The organism is Candidatus Saccharibacteria bacterium oral taxon 488, from assembly GCA_010202845.1.
Lineage (GTDB): Bacteria > Patescibacteriota > Saccharimonadia > Saccharimonadales > Saccharimonadaceae > Nanosynbacter.
The window spans coordinates 43,182-64,843 of sequence record CP047921.1 but is presented as its reverse complement, the minus strand read 5'-3'; the positions used below and the strand labels follow the sequence as shown (position 1 = coordinate 64,843).

The window sequence follows — 21,662 nt, the reverse complement described above, 5'->3', positions numbered from 1 at the left end:
TCACCAGCTGGAACAAATCAGCGCTACTTTTCTCAGCGATTAACCCCTGCTGCCTTACTTACTCCGCCACCAGCTGATAACTTAGCCGCGCCAAATCAAAAATTTCTTCATCACTCAGTTGCCCCGAGCAAATGATGGTGTTCCAGTGCTTCTTATTCAGATGATACCCCGGCAGCACCGTCTCGTACTTCTCGCGGAGATTCTCAGCCAATAGCGGATCGCACTTCAGACTAACTCTGAGTGGCTTTGAGCCCTCCGTCACTAGCGCCACCATCTTCCCCACACCCTCATTGCTTTTGCCAAATTTATATACCGCGACATCCTCACCAAACGGATAATCCAGCCACACACCGGGCAAACTGAGGATGAACTCTTCAAATTGTTTATGGGTCATGCTCTCAGTATACAATCACAATGTCTTAAGAGCAATTTTCTCAGCCATACCCCGCGTCACGCCAAATCGACTTGCGGCATTTACCGCCACAGCCGCCATACCACGAAGCGCTGCTCGTGTTCGCGCCCTGAGGACATCTCGCCCAGTCAAGCCCTTTTGCTGATTCCGCTCTGATTGCCACGCTGATCGGATTGCCCGGCCCGCCAACGCCAAACCTCGCTGCTTGTCACCCACTAGACTTTCGGTCATACCCCAGCGAGATGCCATATTTATCTCATACTGGTCAGCGTCCTCTTCTTTAGAAAGCTGATTTACTTTTGCCATGTCCTGCTCAGCTTGCCGCGTCATGAGTCGCGCCCTGTCTGCCAACGCTTCATCCCTACTATCTGCCAATAGATACGCCTTTAATGCAAATATACCAACATATGATGCCGTGGCCGACCGCTCGCGTAGCGTCTCAACTCCAGAATTCTCATTGACCGCTGTATCGTGAATATCATATGCCTGATCAATATATTCAAGCGCCTCATCATTTCGACCCAAACGATCACTCGCGGCGGCCATGTTGCGATATACCTCCCCCAGTAACAACTCATTACCTTCATCACGCAACTCCTTCATCGCCAGCGCTTTCTCACCAAGCCGCACAGCCTCATCAAAATGACCGCGCGAAATCTCATTCGTTAGCCCGGTCATATATTGCTGTAACTCAGAACTCATTGCACACATTTCCGTCAACTCCTTTTATCAGGAGATTATCAGATAAGTGCACTCTTGTCAAATAACTCAGCGACCATGAATATGCCAGCTGGTAGACCTAGCTCTTCACCTTTTTCAAATAATATTTTAACTCCATAATACTACCGCGAATATCCTCCAGCGCCCGATGATCCTCTGGCTTGGCAAATTTCTTGCCATACTTGCCCTCAAACACCACCTTCCAGGCACTAACATCCAGCATTCGGTAGTGGAGACGTTTTGAAAATTTCTTGAACCAATGGTCGATAAAGCGCCGATCTTGATGAATTGAATTACCCGCCAGCAAAATTGGTGCATTATCAAAATGCTCATCCAAAAATGCCAAAATATCGCGCTCGAGCTGCGCCTTGGTTGTCTTGGTGATCTTGTTTTGCGCCATCAGCTGCTCTCGTGCAGCCGCACCATCGCCATACCAAAACGACTTATTCTTATCAAATCGTGCCTGCATTTTCTTGCTGCACCAATGCGCAGCACCCTCAAAACGAGCAACCTCGGTGAATTCCCAGTCGGTCACAATCATCGCCACTTCAATCGGAAAATCCTCCACCGGATCTAGCCCCGTCATTTCCATGTCCAGCCACAAAATCCGCTGCGGTTTGAATTTCGCTTTCATGTTTCTATTTTACCACTTTTTGGCGTCGTAGTAATCTCGAGAAAACACCTCGCACTAAACGTTTGGTAGTGTCCTTAACCTAACTGTAATTAAAATAATGAAGCTGCAGATTCAGGGGGCTGAATCACAATGGCGGTCGTGTCATCCAACTTTGTAGATGCCTTTACAAGCTGCTCAGCAGCTTTCTTGGGTGATGATGAACTATGCACTATACGACCAACTGCATCAGTCGACATTAAATCAGGATATCTGTCACCGGTGACACCGTCAGTTACAAGTACCAAGCGATCGCCCTCTGCAAATGGAACAATGACAATATCCGCTCTTGTTGAATCAGTTTCCCCTATGGCCTTATAAATTACGTTTTTATAACCATGATCATTTGTCAGCCGCGATGCCCAACCGTTTTTATCGACAATATAAGCACGGCTATCGCCGAGGTGGCCTATACATATCATTGGGTCTCCGGTCTCATTAATATACAACCGCGCGACGACACCAGTCGTATCACCTCGCGTACTTTTATCTAAAGTATTTCTTGTCTCAGAGAAGTAACGTCTCATCCACTCCACAACGTCCTCGGAAGTAGTTTGTTTAATCTTGCTCATTGCAGACGACTTCCGCTCAAGTACTCGCGCAGCAGTATGAGATGCCCCCCTGCCTCCTACCTCACCACCGACTCCATCAAAAACACCAAAAACCCCTGAACTCGGTAGTGAGATCAAACTATCCTCATTTTTACTAGGTTGCTCGCTACTGTCTGGGAATTCCCTATTTATCTTTGCTGCCTTATCAATGCTATGCGCACCAGCAGCCAATCCACGATTCAAATCAGCAGGAGAATACTGTAGACGATCTACATAAGAATTTCTACCCTCATAAATATCTTTATCCGTGACAACAAGCCGGCGAAAATTCTTGAAATAAGGATGCTCTCGTAGCGACTCAAAAGCCCGCTTTAGACCACCGAGAACACCACCCTCCCTCTTTGTCACCGTATCACCTAAAATGACACTATTGCTACTCCCTGGAACCGGCATATATTCCGACTCCTGCGGAGCTTCTGGCCCCTTTCGCACTATATTGCTCGGCCTCAGCCCTTCAAACTCAGTATCAACTTCTCCCGCCCGAATTACACCGCTGTCAAGAGCGTCCACAGTTTCCCGAATGATTCTCATCGCCTCTCGCCTCTCCTCGGGAGAAGTGGCAAATATGCTTAATGCCTGCGCAGCCTTAGTTATCTGCTCAAAAAGCCTGCTTGGGATAGAGCCCGTCTTACGGTTAGTTTTATCAGGATCTTCACCAATTAGCGGTAGGCCTTCAAGCCTACCCATAATTACCTTAATACACTTAAGGGCCTCTTTCCTTTTCTTGTCTTTCTGGAGTAGCGTAAGCTCGGAGGAGGCATCTTTTCCGTTTAACACACGCGCAGCCTGCATTATCTGCGCAGCCTCTTCTATTGTGATAAGCTTAACATCCTCACTAACCCTCTCTGGACTCTGTTGAGCTGGGAGGGTTGGTTCTGTTATTTCTCCTATTGTTAGCTCCTTATTAGAAGTGGGCGGCATGTTCAATGCGCCTCCCTCACCCGGCGCACTCTGGGCTGGTGGTAGCGGTGTTGACTCTACACTATCTTGTGGCGGAGTCGTTGGTGACGCTAATGCACGAGATGGGACCGGAGGAAGTCCCAACCCCAAACCTGGCCCTGATGAAGTCTGTAGCGGTGATCGTGGCCGCACCGGCTTCACCGGAGCTGTTGGCACGGTCTGGGTTGGCTCGGACTGTGTCACCGGGGCAGACTCTGGGGCTTGAGGTGTAGCTGGGAAAGAAAGGGTTCGCTGGGTGGCTGCTTTGGTGGCTTTTTCTTTAGCGACATTTTCGGCGTTATCCATGATCTTAGTAAGCTGACGGATACGTTGGTCGATGGCTTCTTGGCTTAGATCGTAGGTTTCGGCTCGTTCAATGAGTCTTTGGAGGATCTCGTCTTGGAGATCATCAGCCATAGTCTTGTCGCCACGAGCAAGGGCTTCTCCGGCAGCGGTTGCGAGGTCAGTGAGACTCGTGGCCTCACGCTCACGGCGTGCTTCGTTGAGGGTTTGGTTATAGAGGTCTTCTTCGGATGGAAGTAGGTTGCCATTTGGATCTTTGCCGTATTCGTCGGGGCGTTGGTTGAGATAGGCTTCCAAGTCATCTTGTGCGAGTTGAGCTTCTTCCAGTTGCTTTCGTCGGGCTGGATCAAAGAGTGCTTTGGCGTCGAGGTCACTGGCATTAAGCTTTCCTTTGAAGCGATCGTCTGAGTCTAGGGAATATGACGAGGAGGTTGCAGCCTCTGGGCCGAGAGACTCAGGGGAGGGTGCTGGTGGGCGGTTTGGGTTTTTGAGCATTGTGGTGGTTCCTTTCTGGGGGGGATACGACGGTCGGCATTTTTGCTACCGACTAGCTTATGTTTTGAATGGTAGCAGATTTAGGGGGGAAAGTCAATAGATCAATGGATCTGATGGTGCTCCCCACCACTACCCTCTGACACAATAAACCGCCCTAACCGCCGTCATTATTACTAACCATTCATCTAATAATAGAGTAGGTCGGTGCTAAGAAACCAAGATATGATACACTGATACCATGACCAAACGTATCCTTCTCAAACTCTCCGGCGAGCAGCTCCAGGGCGAGTTCGCCAGCGGCTTCGATCCCAAGCGGGCTCGTTGGATCGCCGAACAAATTAAACCAGCGCTAGAAACCGGCGCCGAAGTCGTCATTATGGTTGGCGGCGGCAATTACGTCCGCGGCAACCAAATCATTGGTCACGGCATCCAGCCCGTCTCGGCCCATAATATCGGCATGCTCTCTACTCTAATGAACGCCATCGCTCTAGCCGACGTTTTTAATGACGCCGACCTACCGACCCGCGCGCTCTCTACTGTTGAGGTCAATCAATTCATCGACCAATACACCTTCCGCCGTGCTCTTAGTCATATCAAAAAGGGCCGTATCGTCATCGTTGCCTGCGGCACTGGCCGGCCCTTCCTGACTACTGATACCGCCGCTCTCAACCTCGCCCTAGAGATGCAGTGCGACATTGTGATCAAAACAACGAAAGTCGACGGCGTATATGATAAGGATCCGGTGAGATTTCCAGACGCTGTTAAACTTGATCAGCTATCATATCAGGACGTCCTCACTAACCCCGATATCGCCGTCATGGACAAGGCCGCTATCGGCCTGGCTATGGACGAGCACATCCCAGTTGTCATCTGCGACCTGCTCACCGACGGCAACATCGCCCGGGCCGCTCGCGGCGAGATAGTCGGCACGCTGATTTCCTAGCCCTGAGTACGGTACGCATCTTGTTCCAGCATAAATCGTTTTACATAAAAAATCCGCCGTATTTATCCGGCGGATCTGTTTTTAAGGCCCAATTAGTCTTTTTTCTTGTCTAATTTATCCAGCTTCAAAAAGTGAATAATTGCATACACCACAAACGCCACCGCTAACAAAGTGATCAGCGAGCTAACGAATGCGCCGTACAGAAACTCACCCTTACGACCAGCAATCTCAACAGAGAATGATGCCGCCTGTAGACCTTCCTGCGAGCCGACAATCAGCTGCACCAGCGGGTCGATAAACGCTGTCACCAACTTTTTCACGGTATCGCCAGCCGCTGTACCGATCGCCAGACCGACAGCCAAGCCAACCACGCCCTGCTCGCGAATAAATGTCATAAAACCGCCGCCATGGCCCTTGACCGCCGCTGCCTTTTCTTTCAGCGCTGCCACGCTTGGTTTTTTCACAATCGATTTCTTAGTAGTCGTCTGTTTGGTAGCCGCCTTCTTGGCTACTTTCTTCTCTGCCATAAAAACTCCTTTACGTTAAGTAACATCTTGATTGTAGCATAAAACTTTACAAATTATTTAAAAGTTTTCTGGCTGCAGCAAGCTTACCGTTGCGCAGGCTATTTGGTGGATTCTCCCCGTATAGTTTAATAGCCCGCCAGGCAAGCTCCTTGTTTCCTGTCTGTCTAGCAATTTTTCGCATGATATCTGGCAAAAATAACTTATTTTTCGATTTGTCGTCTGGGACCAGGCTCTCGTCCACCATAGTCGCCAAATCAATTGCTTCGTCATATTTTCCCGCCGATATTAGCCGACGGCACAACTCATCAACTTCTTTCAGGCCATTTCGCGAATCAACATCAAGATATATCCCTGATAATTCTGACAGCTCTTCACTTGCTGCTTCAATGTCGCCCGACCCCGCTCGTCGGGCAGCATTATACTGCTGAATCAACAACATACGCCCCGGTACTGAGGGTAATGTTAAGAACTGTAATATCCGATTTCGGGGCTTATATTCGTGAGATTGTGCCGCATCAATAGCATCAAATGACAGCCATGGCCTTGAGCTCATAAACTTTTGCCTATCAATCGACGGCGGTAGTCGTTTCAAGAGTTCCTCTGAAAAAAACGCATTCACTGCCCGCAACTCACCCATCGCCAACTGGTCAAGCGGGTTGGGCGCACCGCTGCCAATTACGCCAGTCATATCACAGCACAACTCCTCCGTCGCTACATCCAGCAAAAAAGCTCGCTCACTGCTCCGATCAAATAGTGTCACCATGGCGTGCTGATTCGCATAACTGACAAAATGCTCAATGCCGAGCTGCTCCAGACATTCTGAGGCAATAATGACATGGCCAAAACAGTTTGTAGCCTCACGATTGGCAACTTCAACTGCATCGAGTAGCGGTGAGTTAGCCAAAGTCGGAGCAAAATCCACCGTTTATCGTACCACCCGTGCTATGTCAACCGCTGCCTTCGTCGCATCATCAAACGTCTGCGGAGACTGTTCATACACCGCACGAATTAATTTCAGCTGCTGCGAATCTAATAAAAACTCACGCCGTAGTCCTGACTCGGCCTTAACTAATTGCCGTTTAGGCGTCATCAAATTAGCAGAAAGATACTCTTCCATCTCTGATGTATCATACAATATTTGCTCAAATTTTACAACTTATCAGGGGCGATGATACCAAGAACGGTAAGCCCCGCCTTCAAGATGTCAGCATACACCGCTACCAAGCCGACGCGGTGTGCTTCTTTGTCGCTGCCAACAACTTGATTTTTCTCATAGTAGCGGTTGAATTCTTGTGCTAGCTCGAATAGGTAGGTACAGACATGGTGCGGCTCCAGACTCTCAGTAGCGCGGTTAACCGCCTCCGCATATCCGCTCAATTTCCTAACAAGCAGCCGATCTTCGTCAAACAGCTCCTTCGGAAATGCCACCGCTTGCTCGGATTTCGCCAAAATACCCCGTGCCCGAGCATGCGCGTATTGCAAATAGCTGCCAGTGTTGCCAGTCAAACTGACTGCATCGTTGATATCAAATACCACGTCGCTACCAATTTTCACCTTCAAGAATTGATAACGCAGCGCACCCGCCACCACCTCGTCAGTCGGCTCACCGCCAGCTTGAGTAATGGCTTTCTTGAACTCGTTAAACAACCAATCGATAGTAATCACTTCACCAGTACGCGAACTCATCTTGCCGGTTGTTAATTTGACCAGGCCAGTCGCATAATTAAACAATTTACCCTTCAGTTCTGGAATCGCCAATTCACTAGCCGCGATCACCCCGCGGAAATACGCCGCCTGCTCTTCGCCATTGACCGTAATCGACAGGTCCAGATTTGGATAAGCTTGGTGCTTCAGCTGAATTAGCCCCATGTCGTGCGCACCGTACAACCCGTTGCCATGCGAACCGATAAACACATTGTCAAACGCACCGTATTGGCTACCTTTGAAGATATACGCACCATCTGATTTGGTAAAGACTTCTGGGGTTTTTGCTTTGATCAAGGCCTTGCCTGGCACTTCGGTTTCACTCTCGACATAACGCCGTTCAATTGGTACATTTCCCAGCCGCGCCACATTGGCATCAATCTCATCAAAGCTCCACGCCTTACAAATCTCGTACACCTGCTTATACAGCGGATCATCCAGCACGAAAGACTGCTTGGCCAGCTCATCAATTTCCGCCCGTGCCTCTGGCGATTCCTTAGCTGCCCGTGCGCCTTCAACATACATACGGCTCATAAATTCGTTGCGCTTATCAGCCGGAATAGCGTCTAGTTTGCTGACATCGCCATCAATCTCGCGCAAAATCGCCCACATACTCTTGCCGACGTGCGTGCCGACATCGCCATGATAACTCACCCGGTGCACCGCCGCGCCATCAACCGCCAACAAATTCGCCATAGTGTCGGCGGTAATCGCATTCAGCGCGTGGCCAATGTGCATAGCCTTAAACGGATTCGGACAATTAGTCTCAATAACGACCGTTTGGCCTGAACGATTAGTCGCTGGCCGCACTTTCAACGACTCCAGCACCGTTTGATCGCTCAATTTCACATTGATAAAGCCCGGCCCAGCCACGCTAACCTCGCTAAGTTCCTGGTGGCCGCGTAGCTCTTTGGCGATTGCCTCGGCAATCTCACGCGGGTTTTTACCCAACGGCTTGGCTAATTGTAGCGCCACATTCGTCGCAAAGTCACCAAACTTTGGATCAGGACGCGTCAATTGCACCGATACATCTTGATCAAAACGTTGCTTCACCACCTGAGAAATAATCTGTTCCATACCTTCCAGTATAGCAGACGACAAGCAGTTTTACTCTTGACTCATTTCTTCGAGCTGCAGCAGCGTCACCGAACTCGGGCTCGAACCCTTGACGTGACGCAAAACATACCCAAGCGCCGAGGCATCGTCATGACTCAACGTCGTCCCGTCAAGCGGATCATGTGTTTCAATTGTTTCTTCAGCCATTTTTATTCCTTTTTGTTTTAGGTACTATCTGGCCGTATGTTAGCATAAGTTTTTTACTTTGTCAAGGCGGCCCGGATCAATCCATCAAACAGCGGATGCGGGCGGAACGGGCGCGACTTAAATTCAGGGTGAGCTTGCGTAGCTACGAAATACTGATGATGCGGCGCTTCAATAAATTCCACCAGCTGACCGTCCGGCGACGTACCGGAAACTACCAAACCACCCCGCTCAATCGCCTGAATAAACTCCTGGTTCACTTCGTAGCGGTGGCGGTGTCGCTCAATTACCTCTGTCTTGCCGTACATTTTAGCAACGAGCAACCCAGATTTCAGCACCGCTGGATAATCGCCGAGGCGCATCGTCCCGCCGGTTGACTGCTTGCCCTGCTGGCCGTCCATGATGTACACCACATTTGCGCCAGGCTCAGCACCGAACTCCTCACTGTTAGCATTTGCTACGCCGCCCAAACGCACTGCCGCAATCACCGCCACCTGCAGGCCAAGACAAATTCCTAAATATGGTTTGTTGTTTTTTATACAATACTCAGCCGCCTTGATCTTGCCCTCCACGCCGCGCGTACCAAAACCACCCGGCACCACGATAGCGTCAACGCCGGCAAAATCAGCCTCAGCAGCTGTCTCGGCATTAATCCACCTGATAGAAATCTCGCTTTTGTTCGCCCAAGCGGCAGACTTTAGCGCCTCAGTCACCGACAAGTAGGTATCAGAATTATCAATGTATTTAGCCACCAAGCCGACGGTTACCCGCTTGGCATATTCAGTAGTATCACGCCGAGCTAGACGCTTCCACCGCTGTAAATTTGGCTCCACTGAATTGTCGGTAAATTCGCCCAATAGCTTGCCCAAATCACGGTGCACCGTCAATGGCACTTCATACACGATGTCAACATTTGGCATCATAATAATTCCCTCGCGGCGCACGCCAGATGAAATAGCAATTTTTTCGCCGATACTGCGCGGCGGCTTGTCATGGCCCTCAGTCCGCACCGCCACCACGTCCGGCATAATCCCAAAACCGCGAAGATCCGCCAGTGCATTCTGAGCTGGCTTGGTCTTATACTCGTGCGACGCCTCCAAAAACGGCACATACACCACGTGCACGAATAGACAATTTTCCCGTCCCACATCCAGCGCAAAACCGCGGATCGCCTCGATAAAACTCAGGCCCTCGTAGTCACCGACCGTACCGCCAATCTCCACGATGTGGACGTCGCCTTCGGCCGCCTCGCGGATAGCCGCCTTGATAGAGTTAGTCAAATGCGGCACCATCTGTACCGTCTGGCCGCCAAACTTACCAGCCCGTTCATCGGCGATCAAATCGTGCAGCAATCGGCCCGACAGCGTAGTGTTTTTCCGCGTCAATTCCAAATCCAAAAACCGCTCATAATGTCCCAGGTCCAAATCGGTCTCAGCGCCGTCTCTGGTCACAAAGCACTCGCCGTGCTCTTTCGGGTTCAATAGTCCGGCATCAACATTCAGGTACGGATCGCACTTTTGTACCGACACGGCGATGCCCTTGGCCTGCAACACCGCACCGATACTGGCGGCCGTGATGCCCTTGCCAACGCCTGACAGCACGCCGCCAGTTACGAAAATAAATTTCCTCGTCATTGCTTCTCCATTATTCTAATTAAAAGAGGCGCCGAATTGACGCCCTTTTATTTCTATTCGCAGCCATCGCAAATCGTCAGATTTGCCGGATCAATGGGCGCAGCGACGCCCCCGCTCGCCTTAGCCTGCTCGTCCGCCACCGCCTGCGCTGCCTTCATCGCCGCGTCAATGGCATTCAATTTTTCTTCCAAAGTCATGTCGTCAGAAATAATTTGACTTGCGTTCATGTTCCTGTCTTTCTATATATTTAGTATCGCTTACGCTTATAATACGCTATATGTAGCGCCTATGCAACATAGTGCCGCCAACTTCCTGTTGTAGTTTTTTCATCAAGATTACCGATTGGCATGATGTAAATTTGTCTATTTTCCACGCGCGGCATAAAGTCGCCCAACTTATTGGCGTAGGTCTCCAAAGCCGCCGCCTCTTCTTCCTCTGGTAGTTCTCGTACTTTTGTTGTCAAAAAGACAGCACTCTTTTGATCGTTCCAAACCACAAATTCGACAACACCGCTGCGATAGGCATTAACAGCGTGACGAGATTGTCGGTCAGAAATCCAAATAATGTTGTTATTTTTATAACGAACAAAGTGAAGTGGTGTAATCAATGGTGTTCTGTCACGATTGACGGTTGCCAAGGCGCCAACTTCCACGGTGTCTAAAATATCTGTTGTAATTTTGTCCATAGTAGTTATTTCGTGGTGTTTACTTCGTAGCTAGTATTGGTACTCTCAAAGAAATTGACGAGCTCCAAAGTGTCATTTGCCGTAGCCATCCACTTGGCCGGGTTGGCGACGTTGTACTCTGGCTCAAAACCAAGCTCAACCAAGCGGCGGTCAGTCATATGCATGACGTATTGATTAACATAATCAGCGTTTAGGCCCAAGATGCCCTTTGGTAGCATATCCTTGTTGTACTCTTTCTCCAACTCAACCGCCTGCAGGATAAGCCCACGAATTTCCTCGGCAAATTCCTGGGTTTGCAGTCCTGGGTTTTCGTCCAAAATAGTCAGCAGCAAGTTAATACCAAAGGTTAAGTGCAGATTCTCATCCTTGGTGATCCAATCCAGCAACGTACCGACATTGCGCAGCAAGTTACGCTGACGAAAACTCATGCCGACCATAAAGCCCGAATAGAACCAAATGCCCTCCAGCACGATGTTATAGGCCACCAGTGAGCGGACAAAATCTTTCTTACCCTCCAAAGAGTAAATATCCAAGTTTGGATCAAGCATGACGTCGAGGTGCTTATTCTGGAAATCTGCCTTGTCGGCCAATGATTTTTTGCCAAAGCCCGCCGCGTAAATCTCCTCACGATCAAACGGAAACGTCTCAATAATGTATTCAAAGGTCATAAAGTGGTTGGCTTCTTCCCACATTTGCTTTGACAGATATAGCTGTGCTTCAGCGGCGTTAACATATGGATAAATACCAAACGCCAGCGATTTGTTGATCAATAACTCGTTTGGATTGAGGTAGCTAATCACCGTTTTTAGCGCGTGCTTTTCCTCGTCCGATAATTTTTCAAAATCCGCCAAATCCTGCACCAACTGCACCTCGTTAGGAAACCAGGTGTTAGCCACTGCCTGATTGTATAAATCGTATGCCCATGGGTAGCGAATTGGATGCAGTGATAAACCGTCGCGTAGGCCTGAACCTAAGATTCCCATTATGCTACCTCCTCAATCGGCAATTCATCCTGTACAGTGCCGGGCAGTGCCTCTTGTACATAGTATTGTAGATTGCCCCAGCTTGTATCCGGTGTTTCTGCCGATGGATCAGCTCCTTCAATTCCTGGCAATGTTTCCATATCGTTCCTCCTTTATTTTATTTATTAACTTTGGCAAATCCAAAACCACGCGTTTTAGCACCAGTTCGAATCTTCTGTTCTGCTAGTTTTTCCACCGACACTGTGGTCTGCTCTGACTGATGGCGTGGCTTAACATGTAAGTAATAGGTGGTTTTCAAACCGCGTCGCCACGCTTCAGAATAAATCTCCACATATTCATCAATATCACGAGTCTCAAGGTACATATTGCGGCTAATCGCCTGATCCACCCACTTCTGCGCCCGGGCTGCCACCTCAATGAACGCATACGGGCTGAGCTGGAAGCTAGTCTTGTAGACGTCGCGCAGTTTTTGCGGAATGGCGTCGATGTGCTGAATGTCGCCTTGTGCTGCAAAAACCTCTTCCTTAATTTCGTCCCACAAGTTCAATTTCTTAAGGTCACGCACCAAATTATTGTTTACCTCTAAGAACTTACCGTTCAGTGTTGAGCGGCTAAAAATCTGGGCAAACTGCGGATCAATCCCCGGCGTCGTACCCGCCACATGACCGATGTTAGCGGTCGGGGCGATAGCCATCAGCGTCGCATTACGCATACCTTTCTTTACTTTTTTGCGCAAACCATCCCAGTCCAGGCGCGTTTTGCGATCAATCTTTACCTTTAGCTTGCGATCATCAGACAATGCATCCAGTGTATCAATCGGCAGCAGCCCCTTGCTCCAACCGCTACCGTTATATGTCGGATAACTGCCGAGCTTAGCCGCCAAATCCGCCGACTGGTCGATGGCGTGGTAGCTGATAAATTCCGTCAATTGATCAATTAACTCATACGCTTCGTTTGACTCATAGCAGTAGCCGAGCTTTTCCAGCACATCGGTAAAGCCCATAACGCCGATACCAATTGCCCGCGTCTGCTGATTTGAGTGCATCGCCTCTGGAATTGGCGTCTGGGTAATGTCCACCAGATTATCGAGCTGGCGCGTTGCTGCCCGTGCTGCCTCTTGTAGCCGCTCCCAGTCCCATGTCTTATCCTCACGCAAAAACGCTGACAGATTGATACTAACCAAGTTACAGGTGGCGATATTATCCTTGTCTTGAGGCAGGGTAATTTCCGTACAGAGGTTGGACAAATGAATTGTACCGGTGTTATTATTCAGCGCCCGCACATTGATAGTGTCCTTCCAGGTGAGCCATGGGTGGCTAGTGGCCTGCAGACTAGTCAAAATCTGCTTAAATTGCTGGCGAGCTGATGTCTTCTCAAAGACGCGCATTTTACCAGCTTCAGCCAACTTGATGTACTCTTTGTAGCGCACGGAAAATTCTTCACCATACAACTCTGGCAAATCTGGCGTTTCCGCTGGGTCGAACAGATACCAATCTTGATCTTTCTGCACCCGCTTCATAAATTCATCAGAGATAAATACCGCGGTGTTGGCAAAGCGCGTGCGCATATACGGATCGCCAGAGTTAGAACGCAGATCAATAAATTGCCCAAAATTAAGATGCCAATTCTCCATATAAATGGCTGCCGCACCCGCCTTTTTGCCCTTACGACTAACCGCAAACAGTGCCGTATCGATCATCTTCATAAATGGAATTGGACCGGTTGATTCAGTGTTGGTTGTCTTGACCGGACTGCCAGCTGCCCGCAACTTGGTAAAACCGATGCCGATGCCTCCAGTGCCCTTGGCGATAAACATCGTATCGCGCACACTCTTGGCAATTGACTCCATGTCATCGTCGACATTTAGTAAAAAGCAGTTAGAGAGCTGCGGGAAGGAGCCGCCGGCATTGACCCGTGTCGAGCCGCCCGGCAGATATTCTAATTTGCTCATGTGCTCATAAAATTCAATCGCCGCCGCAGTTGGATCTGGCTCATTGTAGCTGAGTCCCATAGCGATGCGCATATGCGTAAATTGCGGTGTTTCCAGCGGATCGCCGCTTTGTTTGCGCAAGGCATAGCGGTTTTTATTTGTCATCACACCGAGATATTTACTGAGATTGTCGCGTTCTGGCTGTAATGCTTCGCCCAATTTTTTCAAATCAAATCGCCCGTCGCTCATCCGCTTATCAAGTAAGCCATCTTTGACCGCCGCTTTAACAAACTTCGGAAACTCCCGTGCATGCAATTTCTTTAATTCGTCTGCTGTCTCGTAATCACCTAGTGTATTTTTGTAAATATTTTTCAGTAATAATCGCGCTGCGATCTTATCATAATCTGGATCATCCTTGACATTCTGTAGTGTCGTCTGGATGACGGCCTGATCGAGCTGCTCGGTGGTAATCCCGTCAAATAGCGTCAGCTGCAGCTCGGTCGCCACCTGCACCACCTTAGAAACCTGATCTGGCAGCCCGTCGCAGGCCTTTAAAATTGCCGCATTAATTTTATTTGCATCAAACGGCTCTTTCGTCCCATCGCGTTTGACGACGTTAATTTGTTGCACCTATTTCCCTCCTTGATGCTCAGCAAAACTACCGCCGACCTCTCTGCGGTGGCGACTGACACCTCTCGTCTATTTGCTTTTTGTTTAGTACCCTCTACACATTTAGTGTATGTATACTATGATAAAGCACTAGATGTGGCGCGACAAGAGGTTTTGTTAATTTTACAATGAAAGCAACTCGCTAACTGATTACTCTCCACCCACTAACCACAAAGGTGGTCGTTCATGGTCGCCCTCAAGGCAATATCAACGAGGGTATCGTCCGTGGTTATGGATGGTCATTCGCTAATATCGACGTCTTGTATGAGCAGTATCCATAAAATCATACACAAACTCTCCGCTTCGTGGCAGGAAGCAAAAGGCTTCTCTGCTAGAAGTGACGTCTAGTGGTCGGTCGCCGGGAGCATAGCGGAGGATGCATTTAGCATCACTGCTGGTCGCAGCATCAAACGTCGGTCGTGCTGAACCGGCCACTTCGTTACGCATGCCAACAAATGGTAGCTCCACGCCGATTTCTTTGTACGATTTCCAATCCGTGCAGCGATATGGCTGAGCGCAGTTGGCGAAGGGCTGGATGGTCAGCAGGCGCCGACGAATGGAGTCATCGGTAATGACACCAAATAGCGAGCCGTACGGATGCTCGCCGCGGGTTATATATAGAAATGGGTGCTCTGAGTGGATAACGCGGGCGGCCTTGACCGTTGACATATCAAAGCGACTGAGGAATACTTCGCGTGGCTCATAAACTTTGTAATTAGGGTGCAGCGTAATGAGAAAGCCTGCCCCAATATAAATGAGCACAACAACTGCGGCGACAATGGCGCACTTGACGAGGCGGCGATGGCGGTGGTAGAAAGCTTCGAGCATGGATGTTAGTATTGTAAATTAATTAGAAACCCTAGGGGCGAGTACGTCTCCCCTGGCGGAAGGACGGGGATTTGAACCCCGGAGACCCCGTGAAGAGCCTACACACTTTCCAGGCGTGCCAGTTCAACCACTCCTGCATCCTTCCGTGATGCATATTATAACAGAAAGTCCGCTAGCGGTTGCAACCGGAGCGGCTTTTTGTCTATAATAAAAAGCAATGATGAACGATCCTTCAACGCGAATTAAACTTACTAATGTAACGAAACGATTTGGCTTTGGTGACGCCGAGCAGGTGGCGCTGGACAATGTCAATCTCGAGGTCAAAAAGGGCGAGTTTATCGCCATCGTTGGCCCATCCGGTTGCGGCAAGACGACCCTACTCAACATCCTCGGGCTGCTCGACCACCCGTCAGAGGGCGAATATTACCTTGACAATAAATCGGTCGAGGATTTGACAGCGACACACCACGCCACGATTCGTTCTCGCGATATCGGCTTTATTTTTCAACATTTCAATCTCATTCCACGCCTGACGGTGATTGATAATGTTGCCCTGCCGCTTACTTATAAAGGCATCAGCAAAACCAAGCGCCTCCAAGAAGCCAGCCGGATTTTACGCAACTTCCATCTGGGCGAGCGCGAATATTATCTGCCACATCAATTATCCGGCGGTCAAGTTCAGCGTGTAGCGATCGCCCGAGCACTAGTCAACAGTCCATCAATCATCCTAGCCGACGAGCCGACCGGCAACCTCGATTCCAAGTCCAGCCACATCATCATGGAGGAGCTGTCCGATATTCACCGCCGAGGCAACACGATTATCATGGTGACGCACAATCCAGAACTGCTGTCCTATGCCAGCCGGGTGATTTCTATGCTCGATGGGCGTATTGATACCGACACCCATCATATCAAGAAGATCTTTAAGCAAAAGCTGGGCGGTGATGACCAGCCAGCAACTCCAGCTAAATCGACTCCATCACATACAGCAACCACCAAGGACGCAAAAGATGAGTCGGAGGAAAAAGCCAAGCCAGCCGAGCCAACAAAAACCACTCCCGAGAAGCAAACAACTGAACAGCCGGCCATAGCGACTATGCCCGACAAACCAGCTGACCCAGTGAAATCCCCGGATGACCTCCCGCCAAAGCGACCGCTTGGCGCCACTTCAACTACTGAACAGAGTAAAAAATCAGCTGACCCTGATACTGCAAAAAGTTCTAGCACGCCAACCGAAAAGAAACCCGCCCCTAAGTCCGATAAAGCCGACGACGCAAAAACTGATGCCGCCAAATCAACGAAGAAACCAGCCAAAAAAGAACGGAAAGCTACGAAAAAGTCATGAAAATGCTCCTCAATAATCACTTCGAGAACGCGACTGAATCGCTCAAGTCAAATAAAGTCCGCACCTACTTGTCGATTTTTGGCATCATGGTCGGCATCGCCAGCATTACTATTATCTTGTCGCTGCTGACCGGCACGAGCCGCCTATTTGGTGATCAATCCGCCAAGATCTCTGACACTACTGCGCTAATTCGGTCTGGTAGCGAGGCGCGGCCAGATTCATTGCTGTCACTCAGCTCCGGACACGCCGCCCAAATGGTGAACACACTGACCGAACAGGACGCCCGAGAAATTGCCAAGGCGACCAACAACAGCGCCGCACCACTGGCAACGTTTCATGCTAATTTATTGACACCGGACGGCAAGACCAAACTAGAACGCATCACCATTATCGGTAGCTCGGGTGAGCTGGCGAAACTCGCCGGCCTCAAGTTGCGCGAGGGGCAGTTCATCGACGAAGCCAACGGCGTCGTGATCGGCAAACAGCTGTCAATTGACCTATTCGGCACTGAAAAATCCCTCGGCAGCGTCCTCAAGCTCCGCGGCGAAACACTCACAGTCGTCGGCGTCCTCGACGAGCCGGAAACTGCGCCTAGTTACCTTGGCGTTGATTTTAATCGCTCCATTATCCTGCCACTAGCCGTTAGTAAAAAGTTCACACAAAACACCGCCCAAATCCAGCAAATCCTCATCACTGCTGACAACGGTACGGCGCTGCAAACTAAAATTGATGCCGCCAAAAAGGTCCTCGCCCAGCAGCATCAGGGCGATACCGACTACCACACCCTGGTCGGTCAGGCCATCACCGCACCAAATTCACACCTAGTGAACGCGCTCTCAACAGCCATGGCGGTCATCGCCGGCATCTCGCTGCTAGTTGGCGGTATCGGCATCACCAACATCATGCTAGTTTCGGTTGCCGAACGCCAGCGCGAAGTCGGTATCCGCAAGGCCGTTGGTGCCACCAACCGCACCATTGTCGCCCAATTCCTCATCGAATCAGCCATCATCGGTCTATTTGGCGGTGTTCTCGGCTACGTTATCGGTCTCGGCGCGTCATTCCTCCTTGGTATGTATCTGCCATTCACCCCAGTTCTCGAATGGCAAGCAGCCGCCCTGACCATCGGTGGAGCCTTGATTATCGGTATGCTCTTTGGCATCTATCCAGCCAGCCGCGCTGCCGGTAAAGATCCGATTGAGAGCTTGCGCCACTAATAAATCCACCTGGTTCTAAAATAAAAAGCGACGCCCCATCTCCCTCGGGCGTCGCTTTTCATGTTCTAGATCAAATTGATTACGACAATTCTTTCTTTAGCTGCTCCACCAATGCCACTGGCTCTGGATTGACCCCGTTGAGAATACCCGCATAGATACTGACTATCTCACCCAGCGCCAGACCCCACAGCAGCTGCTCGAGCAGCGTCTCGCCCTGTAGCTCGACTACTTCGGCCTTCGGGCGCATACCCGACAGCAACCGATCGGTCAGCTCCATCCGCTCCCGAATTCGCGGACGCTCAAGACTGCTCCGAAAATCCACGACCTTATACGGCTTATCGACCGGATGTGATGACCAGCCGATGAATTCATTGTGGCTGAACTCCGGATATTGATTCCAAAACGCCACGTTTTTCGCTGACTCGTTAAAGCTAATCTTCCACTTATACGCCAGCGGCCATGTCAACTCGCCCGCATAAAACACTTGGGTCGAACCAACGAGCTTGAGCGCCAGTTGCTTGGCATAATTATCCGCCGTTGGCGCCTCCTCAGCCCACTGGCTCAGCTGATCCTTCAGCCACGCACCACTGGTTGCGACCGCGTGGTACAGGCTATCGTCGATCACTTCAAACTGGCTGAGCAGCTTTAGCAGCCCGCGCAAATGATAAATCGTTGACATCCGCGGCTGACCGCCCGACGGAACGCGCACCCGCGGCAGATTATCTGCCTCGGCCGCCGCAAACAATTTTCCGCCCGTCGCCATCACCGCCAACTGACAGCCATGCTGACGAGCCTGCTGATAGCAACTTATCGTCTCCTCGGTGTTTCCCGAGTGGCTGATAGCAATAACTAGTGTTTTTTCATTCACAAAATGCGGTAGCTGATAACCCTTTGTCACTTCAAGCGGCACCGTGACCCGATCCGCCGTCAGCACCTTGACCATATCCGCCGCCAGCGCCGAGCCGCCCATACCCGCCAGCACCACATTAGCCACCTCACCGGGGCTCGCCGGTGACTCTACCTCGGCCGCAAAGTCCGTCTGCATCGTTACCGCCACCGCACTCGTTCGTGTACTACCCGGATCGCGCTGCGCTAAAAGATTTTTATCGTCAAGCATCTTGAAATTCCTCCTTTTCCTGTGTTACAGTATAGCATAGAAAGCAAGCATAATCGTAATGTGAAAAGAGGTGGGGTATGACAATTCAAGACAGCGGACAAGTCAACAGCGATCAAGATCTAGCTAGCGTGCTGGCGGGCGTCTCTGGTGGCAGTGATGACAATCTACGATTTGAAGAAACCGGCGCTCAGGATGCTGACACGACCAGCCGCCCGACCAAGCCACAAACCAGCGCCGCACCCGGGCCAGCCGCATCAGCACCACGGCCAACCACCGACAGCACTAGTCGGTCATATGCCACGCCGACCGATATGTCGCTTGATGATATCAAGCAAAATGCCCTCAGCGAGCTTCGGCCACTGGTTGGCAAGCTCAACGTCTCGCCCGAGGAAAAGTTCGACACCTACCTCCTATTGCTGCGCTCGACTGACGACACCTCGCTGATCGCCCCGGCACACGAAGCTGCCGTCGCCATCCCTGACGAAACCCGCAAAGCGCAGGCGCTGCTTGATATTATCAAGGAAATTGATTTCTTGTCGCAGAGCTGAGACTGCAGCCGCGAGAACAATCTAGCACAGGCTCAAAGTCATTCAATACCCACATGAGCAATGTAAAATGTCCCGCTTCATACGGGACATTTTGCTGGTAGAGGCAAGGGTCTTACATCATCCCCATACCCGGCATGCCGCCAGGTGCAGCTGGAGCTTCTGGCTCTGGAATGTCGACGACCAGTGCACCCATGGTCGCTGCGGTTGAGGCGATGGATACTGCGTTCTGCACTGCTTCCTTGGTGACGCGCGCCGGATCGATGACACCAGCTTTTTTGACATCCACCAGGCCTGCTTCCGGATCCATCACGTTAACACCACATCCAGCCTTGCCCGCCTCGACTTGCGCTAGGAGCGCGTCGGCGTTCAAGCCAGCGTTACGCATAATCTGCAGGAACGGCTGCTTCAGGGCGTCTTTCAGAATCTGCCGACCAGCCGCGATGCTGTCTGCACCGCTCACTTTCAGGCCACTAGCCAAGTTTACCAGCGTCACACCACCACCAGCGACGATTCCCTCGGCCAAGGCTGCCTTGGTGGCTGCCACGGCGTCGTCCACACGGAACTTCTTTTCGTCAATTTCGGTCTCGGTCGCGCCGCCGACTTTGATGACTGCCACCTTGCCGCTCAGAGCAGCTGCTCGCTTGTCGAACTGTTCTTTTTCGTATTCGCTGGAGGCGTTGTCGGATAGCGATTTAATCTCAGCAATTCGCTCCTTAACACCAGATGGCTTGCCCGCGCCCTCAATGATAGTGGTTTCGTCTTTACCGACAATCACCTTGCGCGCTGAACCCAACACTTCCAGGCCAGCATTCTCAAACGTCAACCCATGATCTTCAGAAATCACCGTTGCGCCGGTCAGCACCGCGATGTCGCGCAAAATCTCCTTGCGGCGGTCGCCAAAGCTTGGTGCCTTGACCGCCACGGTATTAAATACACCCTTGAGCTTGTTCAGTACCAAAATGCTCAGCGCCTCGCCTTCAACCTCATCAGCGATCAGCACCACGTCCTTCTTGCCGCTTTGTGCCAATTTCTCCAACATTGGCAGGAACTCTTGCACGCTAGAAATTTTCTTATCGGTAATCAAAATCACCGGCTTTTCGTAAACCGCCTCTTGCCGACCAGTGTCGGTGACGAAGAACGGGCTGACCCAGCCCTTGTCTAGACTAAAGCCTTCAACGACCTCAGCCTCCAACTCCAAGCCTTGTCCAGCTTCAACTGTCACTACGCCGTCTTTGCCAACTTTCTCGATAACACCAGCGATCAATTTACCAATTTCCGCGTCGCCCGCCGAAATGGTCGCTACTTCCGCCACGCGCTCAGACTTGCCCTCAATTGGCTCCGCTAATTTATTTAGCTCTTTGACGATTTCCGCGCCGGCCTGCTCGATACCCTTGCGCAGCTCCATTGGGTTATGGCCCGCTGCGATTAGCCGGTTAGCTTCCTTCAAAATCGAATAAGTCAGCACCGTCACGGTCGTAGTACCGTCACCAGCTTGCTTGTTCAAGTTCTTGGCTGCCTGCTTGATTAAATCAGCGCCGACCTTATAACCCAGCGTCTCATCGTCGTTCTCCGCTAGCTCAATGCCTTCCGCCACCGTCACACCGTCGTGCGTCACCGTCGGTCCGCCAAACCCCTTGGCGATCACCACATTGCGGCCCTTTGGTCCGTAGGTTACCTTAACTGCGTTATACAGCGCCTCGGCACCGCCCAACACGCGAGCGCGCGCATCGTCATCGTAAAAAACTTTTTTTGCCATACTAAAAACTCCTCTTTTCTCAAACAACCGTTGCTAAAATATCTTCCTCGCGGACGATCAAATATTCCGTGCCGTCTATTTTCAAATCCGTGGTCGAATATTCCTTGTAAACAATTTTGTCGCCCACTTTTACATTCTTGACGTCGCCGCCAACTGCTTTAACCTCAGCCACCACCGGCTTTTCTTTTGAACTATCCGGCAAATATAATCCGCTGGCCGTCTGCGTCTTCGCCTCCTCGCGCACCGCTACCACGCGGTCGCCGAGAGGCTTGATAGGTGTATCCATATCATCCTCCATTTCGTTAACAATACACCCATTGTACCGCACTAAATTAGCACTCGTCAAGGGCGAGTGCTAGAAGATAGAAC

Annotated in this window: 23 protein-coding genes and 1 tRNA gene; 4 read left to right on the top strand and 20 right to left on the bottom strand. The window is 50.6% G+C overall.

Features of this window, described 5'->3' with window-relative positions:
* Positions 1-58: 58 nt before the first annotated feature.
* From GWK78_00330 to GWK78_00315, 4 genes are all read right to left on the bottom strand, one after another.
* Complete coding sequence (locus GWK78_00330) at positions 59-394, bottom strand: MmcQ/YjbR family DNA-binding protein (GenBank protein ID QHU93495.1); 336 nt, start codon at positions 392-394, stop codon at positions 59-61.
* Positions 395-409: 15 nt separating this feature from the next.
* The gene (locus GWK78_00325) at positions 410-1,114 is read right to left on the bottom strand and encodes a hypothetical protein (protein QHU93494.1); all 705 of its coding nucleotides are present in this window, start codon (positions 1,112-1,114) and stop codon (positions 410-412) included.
* A 97-nt stretch (positions 1,115-1,211) separates the two neighbouring features.
* Positions 1,212-1,766, bottom strand: coding sequence for an oligoribonuclease (locus GWK78_00320; GenBank protein ID QHU93493.1), 555 nt, complete (start codon positions 1,764-1,766; stop codon positions 1,212-1,214).
* 89 nt (positions 1,767-1,855) lie between these two features.
* Positions 1,856-4,150, bottom strand: coding sequence for a SpoIIE family protein phosphatase (locus GWK78_00315; protein QHU93492.1), 2,295 nt, complete (start codon positions 4,148-4,150; stop codon positions 1,856-1,858).
* A 238-nt stretch (positions 4,151-4,388) separates the two neighbouring features.
* Between GWK78_00315 and pyrH the strand changes: the two genes are divergently transcribed.
* Positions 4,389-5,093: a UMP kinase gene (pyrH, locus tag GWK78_00310; GenBank protein ID QHU93491.1), complete on the top strand. Its 705-nt coding sequence runs from the start codon at positions 4,389-4,391 to the stop codon at positions 5,091-5,093.
* A gap of 92 nt (positions 5,094-5,185) precedes the next feature.
* Here pyrH and GWK78_00305 read toward each other — a convergent pair whose 3' ends face one another.
* The 13 genes from GWK78_00305 to GWK78_00245 all read right to left on the bottom strand — a co-directional run bounded on the left by GWK78_00305 (position 5,186) and on the right by GWK78_00245 (position 15,458).
* Complete coding sequence (locus tag GWK78_00305) at positions 5,186-5,620, bottom strand: hypothetical protein (protein ID QHU93490.1); 435 nt, start codon at positions 5,618-5,620, stop codon at positions 5,186-5,188.
* Positions 5,621-5,666: 46 nt separating this feature from the next.
* Positions 5,667-6,542 (bottom strand): hypothetical protein, encoded by an 876-nt coding sequence (locus GWK78_00300; GenBank protein QHU93489.1) that lies wholly within the window; start codon positions 6,540-6,542, stop codon positions 5,667-5,669.
* Positions 6,543-6,545: 3 nt separating this feature from the next.
* Positions 6,546-6,755 carry a hypothetical protein gene (locus tag GWK78_00295; protein ID QHU93488.1) on the bottom strand — a complete coding sequence of 70 codons (210 nt, stop codon included), beginning with the start codon at positions 6,753-6,755 and terminating at the stop codon, positions 6,546-6,548.
* A gap of 14 nt (positions 6,756-6,769) precedes the next feature.
* A complete protein-coding gene (argS, locus tag GWK78_00290; protein ID QHU93487.1) occupies positions 6,770-8,401 on the bottom strand; it encodes an arginine--tRNA ligase in 1,632 nt (543 codons plus the stop codon).
* 30 nt (positions 8,402-8,431) lie between these two features.
* Positions 8,432-8,587 (bottom strand): hypothetical protein, encoded by a 156-nt coding sequence (locus tag GWK78_00285; GenBank protein ID QHU93486.1) that lies wholly within the window; start codon positions 8,585-8,587, stop codon positions 8,432-8,434.
* A 53-nt stretch (positions 8,588-8,640) separates the two neighbouring features.
* Positions 8,641-10,218 (bottom strand): CTP synthase, encoded by a 1,578-nt coding sequence (locus GWK78_00280; protein QHU93485.1) that lies wholly within the window; start codon positions 10,216-10,218, stop codon positions 8,641-8,643.
* 53 nt (positions 10,219-10,271) lie between these two features.
* Positions 10,272-10,445: a hypothetical protein gene (locus tag GWK78_00275; protein ID QHU93484.1), complete on the bottom strand. Its 174-nt coding sequence runs from the start codon at positions 10,443-10,445 to the stop codon at positions 10,272-10,274.
* 59 nt (positions 10,446-10,504) lie between these two features.
* The gene (locus GWK78_00270; GenBank protein ID QHU93483.1) at positions 10,505-10,903 is read right to left on the bottom strand and encodes a hypothetical protein; all 399 of its coding nucleotides are present in this window, start codon (positions 10,901-10,903) and stop codon (positions 10,505-10,507) included.
* 5 nt (positions 10,904-10,908) lie between these two features.
* The gene (locus GWK78_00265; GenBank protein ID QHU93482.1) at positions 10,909-11,886 is read right to left on the bottom strand and encodes a ribonucleotide-diphosphate reductase subunit beta; all 978 of its coding nucleotides are present in this window, start codon (positions 11,884-11,886) and stop codon (positions 10,909-10,911) included.
* Positions 11,886-12,026, bottom strand: coding sequence for a hypothetical protein (locus tag GWK78_00260; protein ID QHU93481.1), 141 nt, complete (start codon positions 12,024-12,026; stop codon positions 11,886-11,888). Before GWK78_00260 ends, GWK78_00265 begins: the two co-directional genes overlap by 1 nt.
* A gap of 17 nt (positions 12,027-12,043) precedes the next feature.
* Positions 12,044-14,446 (bottom strand): ribonucleoside-diphosphate reductase subunit alpha, encoded by a 2,403-nt coding sequence (locus GWK78_00255; GenBank protein QHU93480.1) that lies wholly within the window; start codon positions 14,444-14,446, stop codon positions 12,044-12,046.
* A 285-nt stretch (positions 14,447-14,731) separates the two neighbouring features.
* On the bottom strand, positions 14,732-15,313 hold the full coding sequence (locus GWK78_00250; GenBank protein ID QHU93479.1) for a hypothetical protein: 582 nt from the start codon (positions 15,311-15,313) through the stop codon (positions 14,732-14,734).
* 53 nt (positions 15,314-15,366) lie between these two features.
* A tRNA-Ser gene (locus tag GWK78_00245) sits at positions 15,367-15,458 on the bottom strand.
* A 75-nt stretch (positions 15,459-15,533) separates the two neighbouring features.
* On the opposite strand from GWK78_00245, the gene GWK78_00240 reads away from it, so the two are divergent.
* Both GWK78_00240 and GWK78_00235 read left to right on the top strand, forming a co-directional pair.
* Complete coding sequence (locus tag GWK78_00240; protein ID QHU94249.1) at positions 15,534-16,658, top strand: ATP-binding cassette domain-containing protein; 1,125 nt, start codon at positions 15,534-15,536, stop codon at positions 16,656-16,658.
* Entirely contained in the window at positions 16,655-17,872 is a 1,218-nt protein-coding gene (locus GWK78_00235) for an FtsX-like permease family protein (GenBank protein QHU93478.1), read from the top strand. Before GWK78_00240 ends, GWK78_00235 begins: the two co-directional genes overlap by 4 nt.
* 79 nt (positions 17,873-17,951) lie before the next feature.
* Here GWK78_00235 and GWK78_00230 read toward each other — a convergent pair whose 3' ends face one another.
* A complete protein-coding gene (locus tag GWK78_00230; GenBank protein ID QHU93477.1) occupies positions 17,952-18,989 on the bottom strand; it encodes a hypothetical protein in 1,038 nt (345 codons plus the stop codon).
* Between the two features lie 77 nt (positions 18,990-19,066).
* Here GWK78_00230 and GWK78_00225 point away from each other — a divergent pair, with 77 nt between their 5' ends.
* Entirely contained in the window at positions 19,067-19,537 is a 471-nt protein-coding gene (locus GWK78_00225; GenBank protein ID QHU93476.1) for a hypothetical protein, read from the top strand.
* Positions 19,538-19,649: 112 nt separating this feature from the next.
* On the opposite strand, the gene groL is transcribed toward GWK78_00225, so the two are convergent.
* Both groL and GWK78_00215 read right to left on the bottom strand, forming a co-directional pair.
* On the bottom strand, positions 19,650-21,293 hold the full coding sequence (gene groL, locus GWK78_00220) for a chaperonin GroEL (GenBank protein ID QHU93475.1): 1,644 nt from the start codon (positions 21,291-21,293) through the stop codon (positions 19,650-19,652).
* Between the two features lie 19 nt (positions 21,294-21,312).
* Positions 21,313-21,579, bottom strand: coding sequence for a co-chaperone GroES (locus tag GWK78_00215; protein ID QHU93474.1), 267 nt, complete (start codon positions 21,577-21,579; stop codon positions 21,313-21,315).
* Positions 21,580-21,662 lie beyond the last annotated feature (83 nt).